Source organism: Clostridium saudiense (genome assembly GCF_000577815.1).
Lineage (GTDB): Bacteria > Bacillota > Clostridia > Clostridiales > Clostridiaceae > Clostridium > Clostridium saudiense.
The window spans coordinates 1-15066 of sequence record NZ_CBYM010000035.1; the positions used below are offsets into that span (position 1 = coordinate 1).

Genomic DNA, 15066 nt, shown 5'->3' on the forward strand with positions numbered 1-15066 from the left:
TATAAAATTATAAATTGGGGTGTAGGTATGAATAAGTTAAATGAAATATTAGAGTATAATAAAATGTTTGTAGAAAATAAAGAATATGAGAAATACAAAACAACAAAATATCCAGGTAAAAAATTAGTAATTTTATCTTGTATGGATACACGATTAATGGAATTATTACCAAAGGCACTTAATTTGAAAAATGGAGATGCTAAAATAGTAAAAAATGCAGGGGCTACTATAATGCATCCATTTGGAAGTATAATAAGAAGTATTATAGTTGCAATTTATGAATTTAATACAGATGAGGTATTAGTAATTGGACATAAAGGATGTGGAATGAGCACTATAGATGGTGAAACTACAATTAATAAAATAGTTGAACGTGGGGTATCGAGAGAAACAATAGAAACATTGACGAACTCAGGTATAGATATAAAGAAGTGGTTACATGGATTTGATTCTATAGAACATTCAGTATTAGAAAGTATAGAGTTAATAAAAAAACATCCATTGGTACCTAAAGATGTAAAAGTGCATGGTTTAATAATGGATCCTGAAAGTGGAAAATTAGAAGTAATAAGTGAAGATTATTAAAAAATAAAAAAAATAAAAAAAAATTTTAAAAATGTGTTGACATAATTATTGGGCATTGATATAATAAATCTTGTCTTGGAGAGATGGTCGAGTTGGTTTAAGGCACCGGTCTTGAAAACCGGCGTGCGTGTGAGCGTACCCAGGGTTCGAATCCCTGTCTCTCCGCCATAAGTGGAGAATTACTCAAGTGGCTAAAGAGGCTCCCCTGCTAAGGGAGTAGGCTGGATAATACTGGTGCGAGGGTTCGAATCCCTTGTTCTCCGCCAAAAGCATCTAACGTTTGTTAGATGTTTTTTTGCGTTTAAATAAAAGATATAGGTGCTAGTAATATTAATACATATATTTACAGTGTAAAAAAGATTTAATTCCAAATTTTCCATAATTAATAATTGTAAACGTAATATTTAAATGGTATACTTTTATATAGTTAAGATAGTATAACTTAAAATGGGAGGGTAATAAATGGAAAAGAAATATGTTGTAGGTGTAGATTTAGGGGGAACTAAAATTTACACAGCTTTAGTAGATTTAGAAGGAAATATTATAAAAGAAAAAACAGTTGAAACTTTAGCTAATGAAGGCGAACAAGCTGTTATGGGAAGAATAATAGATACTATTAATTATGTTATAGATGGAACTGATAAAGATTCAATAAGATCAATTGGAATCGGTTCTCCAGGTCCGTTAGATGTTAAAAATGGTATTATAATTCAAAATTCAAATTTACCTTTTAAGAACTTTGCAATAGTAAAGACAATAAGGGAAACATATGATTTACCAACTTATTTAGATAATGATGCTAATGTTGCTACATTAGGAGAGTTTATGTTTGGTGCTGGAAAAGGTACTGAAAACATGGTATTTATTACAGCAAGTACAGGAATCGGTGGCGGAGCTGTTTTAAATGGAAAATTATTCAGAGGAGCTACAGGAAATGCATTAGAAGTTGGACATACAATAGTTGCAACTGAAGGGCCTAGATGTGGATGTGGAAACGTTGGATGTGCAGAGGCATTTGGTTCAGGTACAGCAATTGGTAAGAGAGCTAAAGAAGCTGTAGCAAGTAATATAGAAACAACATTAAAGAACTATGAAGATGTAACGGCTAAAGAAGTATTTAAAGAAGCAGCTAACGGAGATAGAGTTGCTAAGAATATATTAGAAACTTCATTAACTTATCTTGGAATAGCGGTAGCTAATACTATAACTAACTTTGACCCAGAAAAAGTTGTTATTGGTGGTGGAGTAGTTAATGGTGGAGATATAGTGTTAGACACTATAAGAAAAGTAGTTTCAGAAAGATGCATGAAAACTTTTGTTGAAAGCTGTACAGTAGAAAAGGCTGTTTTAGGTGGAAAAGCAGGAGTTTTAGGAGCTGCAGCTTTAGCAATAACTGAACAATAATAATAATTTTAATAAAAGCTACAACACGTAGAGATTTTCTATAGGTGTTGTAGCTTTATTTTTACAATAAATATATTATTTTAAAGTGGTAATTAGAAAAGTAGTTAAAACAATAGTATTATTAATGTAGGGTGGGGTTAAATTGATTTATGGAAAAAAAATATATTTAAGAGAAATATTAAAAGAAGATATTGATATAGCTTATAATTTATGCTCTGATAGTGAAGTATTAAAATATAATGGTGATCAATATGGAGTATTATCAAAAAAATATATAATTGAACATTTAAAATATTTAAACATACCTTCAAGAAGGAATTATGTAATTGTAGATAAACAAAGTAATATTGTAGGCGTAATAATATATTCTGAAGATAAATATGCTAGAAATATATATAGCATTAGCATAACTATAGGTAAAAAATATTGGCGTAAAGGATATGGAAGCGATGCAATACACACAATCTTAGGGTATTTATTTGGAAAAAGAAAAGCTCATAAAGTTGAGTTAGAAGTTGTAAGAGAAAATGAAGCTGCAATATTGTGTTATAAAAAGTGTGGCTTTATAGAAGAGGGAATAAGAAGAAGCAAATATTACTATCAGGGAAAATATCTAGACACTGTTGTGATGGGGATATTAAAAGAAGAATATAAATGGTAAGGAGTTGCATATGGGAATTAGATTTATTTTTGGTAGAGCTGGTTCTGGAAAAAGTTATTATTGTTTAAATCAAATAAAGAAAAAGCTAGAAAATGATAAAAACAATAAGTTAATACTACTTGTACCAGATCAATATACATTTCAAACTGAAAAGAAATTATTAGAGCATATAGGAGAAAGAGCATTACTTAGAGCTGAAGTATTAAGCTTTAAAAGAATGGCTACAAGAGTATTTGATAGATGTGGTGGCAGGGCCATTAATGTAATAGAGGATTCAGGAAAAAATATGCTTATTTATAAACTATTAAAGGATAAGGGTGAAGAACTTCAATATTTTAATAGAATTAGTAAGCAACAAGGCTTTGTTGGAATAGTATCAAAGTCAATAACTGAATTTAAGAAGTACAATATTTCCGAGGAAATTTTGATAGAAAAAGAATCACAAATAGATAATAAGGATTTAAAAGAAAAGGTAAATGACTTGGCATCTATTTATAAAATATTCAATGAAAATCTTCATAAGGGATATATAGATTCAGAAGATATATTATCTATTTTAGCGAAAAAGTTGAAAGAATGTGAGCTATATAATGATGCAGAAATATGGGTAGATGAATTTACAACATTTACTCCACAGCAGTTAGAAGTTTTAAAGGTATTAGCTAAACAATGTAAAAATATAAATATTACTTTGTGTAGTGATGGTCAAATTCAGTTTACTGAAGGTGAAACAGATATATTTGACGTAATAAAAAATACGGAAAATAGATTATTAAAAATGATGCAAGAAAATAATATTGCATATAAGGAGCCTGTTAACTTAAATAAAGAAAATATATATAGATTCAAAGAAAGTAAAGAGTTAGGGCATATAGAAAAATACTTTTTTAACTTTCCATTTAAAATATATAAGGGTGAATGTAAAGATATAAGTTTATATAAAGCAAATAATAATTATTCTGAAATAGAATGGGTAGCTCAAGATATTTTAAGACTTGTTAGAGATAAAGGTTATAGATATAAGGATATAGCTGTTGTTTGTAGAGAAATTGATAGTTACGATAAAATTACTTCTGTTATCTTTAATGAATATAATATTCCATATTTCCTTGATAAGAAGAGAGAGATATTAAGTAATCCATTAGTAGTACTAATAATATCATCATTAGAGATATTAAGTACTAATTGGTCTTATGAAAGTGTATTTAAATATGTTAAGAGCGGACTTATAACATTAGAATCAACATATATTGATAAATTAGAAAATTATATTTTAGCTAATGGGATAAAGGGATATAAATGGACTAGAGACTTAATAGGTAATACAGATGAGGAATTAACTCAAGAAGAAATTGAAATTTTTGAGTACATGGAAGAAATAAGAAGACCAATAATTAATTTATATAATAAAATAAAAGGCGATGTTACAGTAAGAAAGTATTGTACTGCTTTATATGAATTCTTATTAGAGATAAATGCATTTGAAACTATGGATAAGTGGTTAGAAAACTTTAATGAGCATGGAATGCAAGATAAGATTAAGGAGTATACTCAAGTGCCATCTATAGTAATGGATATGTTAGATCAAGCTGTAGAAGTACTAGGTGATGAAAAGGTTGATTTAAAAACTTTTTCAAAGATATTAATATCAGGATTTGAAGAAAAAGAAATCGGTGTAATTCCTATGGCACTAGATCAAGTAAATATAGGGGATATAGCAAGAATAAAGGGTAGAGATGTAAAAGCACTTTATATAGTTGGTGCTAATGATGGTGTTTTACCATCAGCTAATAAGGATGAAGGAATATTATCTGATGAGGATAGACTTGAATTAAAACAATTAGGAATTGAACTTGCTAGTGATACACGAAGCAGAGTATTTGAAGAGCAATTTATGGTTTATACAGCTTTGACTATACCTTCAAATTACTTAATGATTACTTACCCTATGGCAGACTTTGAAGGAAAGTCTTTAAGACCATCAATAATAATACCAAGATTAAAAAAGATTTTACCTAGATTACAAGAAGAAAGTGAAATATTTAATAAGAATTTACTTAACGATAAATATCATAATATAACGGCACCAACGCCAACATTTAATGAACTTATAGAAGCATTAAGAAAAGAATATGAGAAGGAAGAAATTGAGCCCCATTGGGTAGAAACTTTTAAGTGGTTTGAAGAAAGTGATGAATTCAAAGATAGAACTAAAATTATCTTTAATGGATTGAATTATACTAATTTAATTGAAAGAATTCCAAGAGAAAAAATGAAGCAGCTTTATAGTAATGATAATGGAAGATTAATGTTTAGTGTTTCAAGAATAGAAAAATATGCTCAATGTCCTTTTAGCTATTATGTTCAATATGGATTAAAGGCTAAGGATAGAAAAGTATATGAATTTTCAGCTCCAGACTTAGGTTCATTTATGCATGATATATTAGATAAATTTACAAATAAAATAAAAAAAGAAAATATAGCATGGAGTGATTTAACTAAGGAGAGATGCAGTGAAATAGTTAATGAATTAGTTAATACTAAACTTAAGAATGAAACAAATTCTATATTAAATAGTAATAAGAAGTATCAATATTTCTCAGAAAGATTTAAAAAGACTATAAGCAAATCTGTAACTGTAATATCAGAGCAAATGAGAAAAGGTGAATTTGATATATTTAAGAGTGAATTTGACTTTGGTGATTTTAAAGATTCAGATCCAATAAAATTAGAATTGCCTTCTAAGGAGACAGTTTATTTAAAGGGTAGAGTTGATAGAATTGATAAGGTTGAATTAAATGGAGAAACTTATATACGAATAGTTGATTACAAATCAGGTTCAAAAAGTTTTGATTTAAATGAATTATATTATGGCTTACAAATTCAGTTATTAGTTTATTTAGATGCAATACTAAAAAATTCAGAACAGATTTTAAAGACTCAATGTATGCCTGGTGGAATATTATATTTTAAAATAGATAATCCGATAATTAAATCTAAAAAGGCTTTAAGTGAAGAAGAAATCCAAGTAGAAGTATTAAAGAAATTAAAGATGGATGGATTATTATTAAAAAATGTAGAGCTTGTAAAAGCTATGGATAATGATATGGAAACATACTCATTAATAATTCCAGCTGCATTTAAGAAAGATGGAGATTTTACAAGTACTAGTTCAGTGGTAACTGAATCACAATTTGAATTATTAAGAAATTATGTTAATGATAAAATGATTGAAATATGTGAAGAGATGCTTAGTGGAGAAGTTAAAATAGAGCCTTGTAAATCTTCAAAGGTAACGTATTGTGATTACTGTGATTATTCTGCAATTTGTCAGTTTGATACTTCAATAAGGGATAATAAGTATAAAATTATATTGAAGAAGAAAAAGGATGATTTATGGAATGCAATGGAAAACAAAGTGAAAGAGGAGGAGAGTAAGTAGATATGGCAGAAACTAAATGGACTAATGAACAGCTTCAAGCAATTGAAACTAGAAGATGCAATTTACTTGTAGCAGCCGCAGCAGGTTCAGGTAAAACAGCAGTTTTAGTTGAAAGAATTATAAGAATAATAACTGATGAAGAAAATCCAGTAGACATTGATAAGCTTTTGGTTGTTACTTTTACTAGTGCAGCAGCTTCGGAGATGAGAGAAAGAATAGCAGCTGCTATATCAAAAGCTTTAGAGAAAACTCCTAACTCTAAAAATCTTCAAAGACAGCTTACTTTATTGGGAAGAGCTAATATAACTACTATGCATTCTTTTTGCTTAGATGTAATTAAAAATTATTTTTATACTATTGATTTGGATCCTAGCTTTAGAATCGGGGATGAGACAGAAGCGACCTTAATGAAAAATGAAATAATAGAAGAGCTTTTTGAAGAGTATTATGAAGCGGATAATGAAGAATTTAAGGAATTAATAGAAGCATATAGTGGATCTAAAGATGATGAAAAATTAAAAGAAATGATACTTTCTTTATATAGATTTTCTATGAGTGGACCTTGGCCTGAGAAATGGTTGATTGAAAAAGCAGAAGCTTTTAATATTACTACTTTAGAAGAGCTTGATAAAAGTGAATGGGTAAAGGTATTAAAAGATAGCTTAAGAGTAGAATTAAATGGATTCTTAAATATGTATAAGAAGGCAATTGAAATAATTAATGATACTGATGGATTAGAGCCATACTTAGATGCTTTTAATAGTGATTATGGATATTTAGAAAGAGCTTATGAAAGCTTAAAAGGAGGCTTAAATGATATTTATATTGCTTTAAATTCTATTTCATTTATTAAGCTAAAGACTGTTAAGAAGAATCAAGTTTCTGATGAAAATGCCCAAAATTCAGTTAAGGGGATAAGAGATTCAGTTAAGAAAAAAATAAAATCATTAATTGAAAATACATTTGAATTTACTCCACAGGAGGCCTTAGATGGAATAATAGGTGTGTATCCTTTTATGAAAACTTTAGCTACTATAACTCGTGAGTTTTCAAGGAGATTTGATGAGAAGAAAAGAGAAAAAAATATATTAGACTTTAATGATTTAGAGCACCTTTGTTTGAAAATATTAATTGATAGGGATGAAAATAATAATATTGTACCTTCAAAGGTTGCAGAACATTTTATGGAGTTCTTTGATGAAGTATTAGTAGATGAATATCAAGATTCTAACAATGTTCAAGAAACTATAATAGATTTAGTTTCAAGAAGAAAATTAAAAGAGTCTAATGTATTTATGGTTGGTGATGTTAAACAAAGTATATATAGATTTAGACAGGCAAAACCTGAACTGTTTTTAGATAAATATAATAGATATTCTTTAGAGGATGGAAGTAAGAATAGAAAAATTCAATTATATAAAAATTTTAGAAGCAGGCAAGAAGTTATAGAAGGCGTAAACTATATATTTAAAATGGTTATGTCAGAAACTGTTGGTGAACTTGAATATACAGATGAAGAAGCTTTGAATTTAGGTGCAAGTTTTAAGGCAACTGATGATGAAGATTCAATAGTAGGTGGAGAAATTGAACTTCATATATTAGATAAATCGGGTATTGTTAAGGAAGAAGAAAGTGAAGTTGTAGATGAAGACAGTGAAGTGGTAAGTAAAGAAGAGGAAGAAGATATAGATGCTATTACCCTTGAAGCTAAAATTGTTGCAAAAAGAATAAAGGAATTATTTGAATCTAAAGATGGTAAAAAGTTTAAAGTATTTGATAAAGATACTAATGAATATAGAGATGTTAGATATAAGGATATAGTTATTCTTTTAAGAGCAACAAAAAATTGGGCAGAGATATTTTTAGATGAATTAGGTTCAGAAGGAATTCCAGTGTATGCAGATACAGGTAGTGGATATTTTGAATCTATTGAAATTAGAACTATAATGTCACTATTAAAAATAATTGATAATCCACTTCAGGATGTACCTATGATAGGAACTTTAAGATCACCTATAGTTGGATTTACAGCTGAAGAGTTAAGTGATTTAAGGTTATTAAATAAGGAGTTATATTTTTATGAAATAATAAAGGAAGTTTGCGAAGGTAACTATGAGGTAGATAATGAATTAAAGTTTAAATGTATTAACTTTATAGCTGCTTTAACTAAATGGAGGGAAAAATCTATTTATACTCCAATAGATGAATTTATATGGTATTTATATATGGATACTGCATTTTATGGATATGTTGGAGCAATGCCTAATGGAAAGCTTAGACAGGCAAACTTAAAAATTCTTTTCCAAAGAGCAAAACAATATGAAAGTACTAGCTTTAAGGGATTATTTAATTTTATAAACTTTATTAATAAGTTAAGAAAGTCTTCTGGTGATATGGGAAGTGCTAAGGTTCTTGGTGAAAATGAAGATGTAGTAAGAATTATGAGTATTCATAAAAGTAAAGGGCTTGAGTTCCCAGTAGTATTTACTAGTGGAATGGGGAAACAGTTTAATTTAATGGATTTATCAAATTCTATCTTATATCATGAGGAATTAGGTTTTGGTCCTAGTTATGTTAATTTAGAAACTAGAAATTCATATTCAACGTTAGCAAAAGAAGCTATAAAGAAAAGAATAAGATTAGAGACTTTATCTGAAGAGATGAGAATACTTTATGTTGCATTTACTAGAGCAAAGGAAAAATTAATTATTACTGGAGCAACTAGTAATTTAGAAAAAGCAATTAATAATTGGGTATCTTCAGCTTCATTAGATGAAAATATAGTATTACCTTCGGAAGTCTTAAAAGGAAAATCATATTTAGATTGGATTGCTATGGCAATGTGTAAACATACCTGTGGAGAAAAGTTAAGAGGGGTTACGGGTGCTACTAGAGATTTAATTACAAGTGACTTTTCCACATGGAATATAAAATTCTGGACTAAAGACTTATTAACAGTGGATAAAAATTTAGAGGCTGTGGATAAAATTGAAGAAGATAGTCTATTTATAAACTCTGAAGATATAGTTGTTGATAAAGAAATAAAGAGAAGACTTGATTATAAATATAAGTTTATAGAAGGAGCAATGTTACCTAGTAATATTTCGGTTTCTGATTTAAAGAAAAAAGAATTTACTTATGGTGATGAGGTTCATGATACTGTAGAAGTATTTAAAGAAAAGGAAGTCTTAAAGCCTAAATTTTTAAAAGAAGAAAAAGGATTATCGGCAGCTGAAAGAGGAACTGTAATTCACTATGTTATGCAAAGATTAAATTATGATAGAGTAAATAGTGATTCTGAAATAAAAGCTCAAATTGAAGAAATGGTATTAGATAATTCATTAACTGAAAGGGAAGCTTCTGTTGTTTGGTATAAAAAAATATATAAATTCTTTATTAGTCCGTTAGGTGAAAGATTACTAAAATCTTATAAAGAAGGAAGATTGGTAAGTAGGGAATTACCTTTCTTTACTGAACTAAGTAGCGTAGAATATAATACTGAATTAAATAAAGATGTTTATATTGATGAAAAGATTAGACTTCAAGGGATAATAGATTGTTTCTTTGAAGAAGAGGATGGAATAGTACTTTTAGATTATAAGACTGATTATGTTGAAGAAGGTAATGAAGATGAGATTATTGAAAGATATAGATCTCAACTTAAGTACTATAAAGATGCTTTAGAAAAAATAACAGGGAAAAGAGTAAAGGAAAGTTATCTTTATTTATTTGGAATAGATAAAGGAGTTTTAGTAAAAGAATAATTATTAAATAGATAGGCTAGCAGAAAAATGATATGCTCCCTTTATGGTAGACAGTTAAAATAATAAAGACTGTTACTTGAGAGGAGCATATCAGAACTTTGCTAGCCTTTAGTGTATTATATATTAAAGAAAGTTTTCAGAAATTTTTAAAAGATTGTCCTTAGTATTTAGAGTTTTATCATCTAAAACTTTTTCTAATAAAAACGTTAGTATTTCTCCAATAATTTTTCCAGGTTTAATATTTAAATGTGTCATTAAATCAGAGCCAGTAACAGCTAAGTCTTTGATATAAAGTGGTTCTTTATTTTTAAGTATTAATTTTACTCTATCAGAAATATAATCTACTTTTTTCAAGAAAGGAACTGGATCCCATAATGAATTTATATCAGCTTTTTGGAGTTCAAAAAGTGTAAATATATTTTCACTACCAACACGTATTAATAATCTTTTGATTTCACCATCATTAGGCATATAATTAACATCTAAAACTAAGTGATCATAAATTATTTTAGAAACTTTGTCTATAGTATTATTATCAAATTTTAGTCTAGATAATATTGGTTTACATATTATTGCACCTTCTTGAGCATGACCAGGGAAGTAGCAATGACCATTAGGTAATTGCTTTAATGTATTAAGCTTACCAACATCATGGAAAAGAGCTGATAATCTTAAGATTAAATCATTATTTGAAGTATTACTTATTACATTTAATGTATGATTAAAAACATCTCTATTATGATTATTACAAAGAGGTGTATAACCAACCAAATTATAAATTTCAGGAATAATTATTTCAAGAATTCCAGTATCTTTAAGTAAATTCAAACCATCACAAGGATTGTCGGAAGTCAGGATTTTACATAATTCATCTCTAATACGCTCAATACTAATATTTTTTATTAGTTTATAATTTGATTTTATAGCTGCATATGTTGAATCATCAATTTTAAATCCTAGCTGACAGCTAAATCTAATAGCACGCAACATTCTTAAAGCATCTTCTTGGAATCTTTTATTTGGATCGCCAACAGCCTTAATTGTTTTATTTTTTATATCATCTATACCATTAAAATAGTCTATAAGACCTTCTTTATTGTTATAAGCTAAAGCATTAACTGTAAAGTCACGCCTTGATAAATCTTCTTTTATGTTTGAAACAAATTCAACAGATTCGGGATGACGATTATCCAAATAATTTCCTTCTGTTCTGTAAGTAGTAACTTCTAGATTTTCATTATCTAATACAACGGTAATTGTCCCATGTTTAATTCCCGTTGGTATTGTTTTTTCAAATAGTGATTCTGTTATGTTTGGTAAGGCAGAAGTGGTTATATCATAATCTTTAGGTGTTAAACCAAGTAAGCAATCTCTAACACATCCACCAACCATAAAGGCTTCATAATTATTTTTATAAAAAGTATCTATAATAAATTGAACGTTATTTGGTATATTAATAAGCATATTAAATCATCCTTTAAAATAAATTGTTATTAATATATTTTAACATAAAGATTATGAAAAAAAGATAATAGTAAAAAATTAAGAGGTAGAAGTTAAATGAATTAGAATTTAGTTTCTACCTCTTAATACTTATTTAATTATTACCTTTGTACCAGCTTCTATATTATCATATAGCCATTTAGCATCTTCAGTTTTTAATCTAATGCAACCATGAGAAGCCGGAGTACCTAAAGTGTTATCAACTACTTCACTTTGGTCTTCATTATAAGGAACTGAGTGGAAAAGATAATCTCCATAAAACTGTACCCAGTACTTACCACCTTGATTGTATTTATCAGAAAAGAACCAATCACCACGTTCTCTTACATCATAAACACCAGTAGGGGTATTTTCACCATCTATACCAGTTGAACAAGTAAAGGATTTAATTTTATCCCATTTATTCATTGAGCCTTTATAAACATAAGTAATTTGATCAGCTAAACTAACGTATATTAAATTAGAAGTTAAGCTTTCAAGATTTAATGTATTAATATTAGAGCTAGTTATTGAATTAAGCAACTCACTAGAGGTTGATGTTGAATTTTGTGTACTATCTGATGAACTTAATGAAGCTAAGTAACTTTCTTTAGCTTCAGCAATTGAGGTAATTTTATTTTGAATATCAGAATCATCTTTTGAAACTATAGAAGTATCAATATTATTTAATAAATTTATGGCTTTTGTATAGTAATCATTATTAGCTAATTCATCTGCTTCATTAAATATACTTTCTTTATAGTTACTAATACATTTTTCTATATATTCATTTGCTTTTTCTGAATAGTCTGAATCAGCAGGGATTTTCTTTAGAAAATTAAGAGCTGTTTCAAAGTTACCACTATCACAATTATCTAATCCAAGAGATAAAAGAGCTTCGTAATCTGAAGAGTCTTCAGGTTCATAACTTTCATCTAATGAAATTATAAGCTTATTTATAGATGAATTTAAGATATCATAACTTTTAATTTCATTAAGAACTATTAAAGCTTTATCTTTATTTTCATCATCTTCTGATAATGTGTCACATATATTATTAACTATTCCAGAAAAGTAAGTATTTAAATCATTATTTAATGTTTTTTTCTTTAATTTTAAATAAATATTATCACTATCAATGAGACTTTTTGCATCAGTAAAATTACAATTATTAAATTCTGAATAAAACTCACTTGTAATTTTAGAGTATTTATAATTTACATAATAGTTTAAAGTCAAAATTAATAACAGGAATGAAAAAGCTATAGTAACAATTTTAAATATATTGTTTTTTTTACGTTTTCTAAATAAATTTTGCAATGTTATACCTCCTTATAGCTATTAATAATATTTGACTAATTTTCCAATTTTAAACCTATAATTAGTAAATTTACAAAAAGTACATAAGAAAATATTGAAAATATGATATACTTAAAAGGTATAGGGGATTGTTAATTTAGAAGGTTTTAGAGAATAAAGGAGCGATAATATAAAAATGAGAAATAAATTTATTTTTAGCATAAATCCTAAGAAATATGTTTATTTAAATAAAGAAAAATTGAGTAAAGCTTTTTTGTATGTTTTATTATTATCCGTAATTATAGGGCTTGTTCAAGGTGTAATGGGAGCAGTATTAATATCAGGAATAGAAAAAACTACTAAAATGATTTTAGAAGAAGATGAAGTGCAATTTGAAATGAAGGATGGAGTTTTAGATTTTAAAAACTCACCTTTAAAGGAAGAAGAAGGTCAGGCTTTATTATATATTGATACAAATAAAGATATAGATGATTTAGATTCTCTAAGAAGCATTACAGTTCATAAAGATACAGTGACTGTATTACTAAGGGATGGATTTATGGTTAAGAGTGGTTCAGAAAGTGTTACTCAAAAATATTCTGATTTAGGATTAGATTTAATCAACTTTAATAATGATTTTGTTATATCGATTATTGAAAAACTTGATATAGTAAAATATATAATAATACCTATTATGATAGTAGTTAATTTTGTTCAATTATTAATGTATGCATTATTTATATCATTAATGGGAATTTTAAGTAACCTAATTTCAAATAGAAAAATGTCTTATAATAGGGTATTTAATTTAGCCTTATATTCAGTTACATTGCCAACGATAATTAATTTAATATTCCCAATAGGAGTATATTCAATTTTAATTGGAGGAATTATATTAATGTTTGGATTAAGTTTTATTAATGATAATTACTTAAAACAAACTATTGATAGGGAATAATTACAATATAAATTGTTTTATTTCTTGAAAAATTAATTTATTTGTGTTAACATAGATTTGTTAACACCATGGAGCGTTAGTTAAACGGATATAACACGCCGCTACGGACGGCGCATTAAGGGTTCGATTCCTTTACGCTCTGCCATTTAAGAACTATTGAATTTCAATAGTTCTTTTTTTTTGATTAAATTTCATCTTGCTAGGAAAACTAAGAATATAGTTTGAATAAAGAGGTATTAAAAATATGATCAATATTTTAATAAGTCAAATTGATGAACATAATGAAAGTAATATATTAGCAACAAAAGAGTTTAATCCTGAGGTAGTTTATCTTATTAAAGATAAATCATATGAAGATAAGGTTGATACATTAAAGAATTATTATGAAAATAATTTTAAAAATGTTAAGTTAGAACTATTTAATGTTGAAGAGGGAAATAATAAAGCTTTAGAAAAAATAATAGACAATGTAAAAGACAAGAATATAATAGTAAATTTAACTGGTGGAAAAAGAGTAAATTCATTAATTTTATTAGATATTTGCTTAAAAATGAAAATTAAAGCATTATATATTGATATTAAGAAAAAGGTTATGTATGAATTTAATAATAATGATATTTTAATTTCTAGTAAAAGTTTTGAGGATTTAGAAATTGATGATATAGTAAAGGCTTCAGGTGGAATGATTGTTGAAGATGCTTCGCAATTATGTAATAAAAAAGATTTAATATATTTTTCTGAACAAATATCAAAGAATTTACCATTATGGCATGAATATAAACAAAAATTATATGAAGCAAGTATATTTGAGCATGATTCTAATAATCAGCAAAGAATATATATACATACAGATAAATTAGATGAAAAAGAAAAAAAATTGTTAAATAAAGTGTTAGAAAAACTTGAAGAAATGAAAGAAATAACTCTAAATAAAAGTAATAATAAAATAACAGTGGATTTTTTAAATAATTATATAAAAGCATTTATTTTTAAAAGTGGAACATGGTTAGAAATAGAAACTAATAAGCTTATTAATAAAATAGAAGAAATAGATGAATCTAAAAATGGCGTTATGTTTTTATGGAATGATGATAATAAAAGTGTTAGAAATGAAGTTGATGTAGTAGCAGTAAAAGATTCTGTACCTATTTTTATTTCTTGTAAAGATAGTGATAAATATAATGAAATGGCCCTAAATGAATTAAATGTTTATGCTTCAAAGTTTGGTGGAGAAAATTCATATAAATTCTTGGTAGCAACAAAAGAGCCAATAAAATCTCCAGTAAGCATAAGAGCAAAAGAAATGGGAATCCACCTAATAATCTTCGACGGAGACGAAGATAAATTTATACGAACAATTAAAGCTATAATTTAGCTTGAACGTGTAATTACGAAAAAAAGAAGATATTATCTTTGTGGGAATTAGTGAAATCTCGCCTTGAATTTATATGGTTACTTTCATAAAGTTTTC

At 27.2% G+C, this 15066-nt stretch carries 9 protein-coding genes and 3 tRNA genes; 10 read left to right on the top strand and 2 right to left on the bottom strand.

Going from position 1 to position 15066, the window contains the following annotated elements; genetic code table 11:
• Positions 1 to 27 precede the first annotated feature (27 nt).
• The 7 genes from TY07_RS13740 (at position 28) to addA (ending at position 9856) form a co-directional block, all read left to right on the top strand.
• On the top strand, positions 28 to 585 hold the full coding sequence (locus TY07_RS13740) for a beta-class carbonic anhydrase (protein WP_042401226.1): 558 nt from the start codon (positions 28 to 30) through the stop codon (positions 583 to 585).
• Positions 586 to 662: 77 nt separating this feature from the next.
• Positions 663 to 753 (top strand) — tRNA-Ser (locus TY07_RS13745).
• 5 nt (positions 754 to 758) lie between these two features.
• A tRNA-Ser gene (locus TY07_RS13750) sits at positions 759 to 851 on the top strand.
• A gap of 196 nt (positions 852 to 1047) precedes the next feature.
• Complete coding sequence (locus TY07_RS13755; RefSeq protein WP_042401167.1) at positions 1048 to 1989, top strand: ROK family protein; 942 nt, start codon at positions 1048 to 1050, stop codon at positions 1987 to 1989.
• Positions 1990 to 2131: 142 nt separating this feature from the next.
• Complete coding sequence (locus TY07_RS13760) at positions 2132 to 2650, top strand: GNAT family N-acetyltransferase (protein ID WP_042401171.1); 519 nt, start codon at positions 2132 to 2134, stop codon at positions 2648 to 2650.
• Positions 2651 to 2660: 10 nt separating this feature from the next.
• Positions 2661 to 6092: a helicase-exonuclease AddAB subunit AddB gene (gene addB, locus TY07_RS13765; RefSeq protein WP_042401174.1), complete on the top strand. Its 3432-nt coding sequence runs from the start codon at positions 2661 to 2663 to the stop codon at positions 6090 to 6092.
• A 2-nt stretch (positions 6093 to 6094) separates the two neighbouring features.
• Positions 6095 to 9856, top strand: a complete 3762-nt coding sequence (gene addA, locus TY07_RS13770) for a helicase-exonuclease AddAB subunit AddA (RefSeq protein ID WP_042401175.1) — start codon at positions 6095 to 6097, stop codon at positions 9854 to 9856.
• Between the two features lie 123 nt (positions 9857 to 9979).
• Here addA and TY07_RS13775 read toward each other — a convergent pair whose 3' ends face one another.
• Both TY07_RS13775 and TY07_RS13780 read right to left on the bottom strand, forming a co-directional pair.
• A complete protein-coding gene (locus tag TY07_RS13775; protein WP_042401177.1) occupies positions 9980 to 11320 on the bottom strand; it encodes a CCA tRNA nucleotidyltransferase in 1341 nt (446 codons plus the stop codon).
• A gap of 129 nt (positions 11321 to 11449) precedes the next feature.
• Complete coding sequence (locus TY07_RS13780; RefSeq protein ID WP_052330743.1) at positions 11450 to 12658, bottom strand: L,D-transpeptidase; 1209 nt, start codon at positions 12656 to 12658, stop codon at positions 11450 to 11452.
• Between the two features lie 175 nt (positions 12659 to 12833).
• On the opposite strand from TY07_RS13780, the gene TY07_RS13785 reads away from it, so the two are divergent.
• From TY07_RS13785 to TY07_RS13795, 3 genes are all read left to right on the top strand, one after another.
• Positions 12834 to 13595: a DUF1189 family protein gene (locus TY07_RS13785; protein WP_042401181.1), complete on the top strand. Its 762-nt coding sequence runs from the start codon at positions 12834 to 12836 to the stop codon at positions 13593 to 13595.
• Between the two features lie 70 nt (positions 13596 to 13665).
• A tRNA-Arg gene (locus TY07_RS13790) sits at positions 13666 to 13740 on the top strand.
• Positions 13741 to 13839: 99 nt separating this feature from the next.
• Positions 13840 to 14970 carry a Card1-like endonuclease domain-containing protein gene (locus TY07_RS13795; protein ID WP_042401183.1) on the top strand — a complete coding sequence of 377 codons (1131 nt, stop codon included), beginning with the start codon at positions 13840 to 13842 and terminating at the stop codon, positions 14968 to 14970.
• Positions 14971 to 15066: the final 96 nt, after the last annotated feature.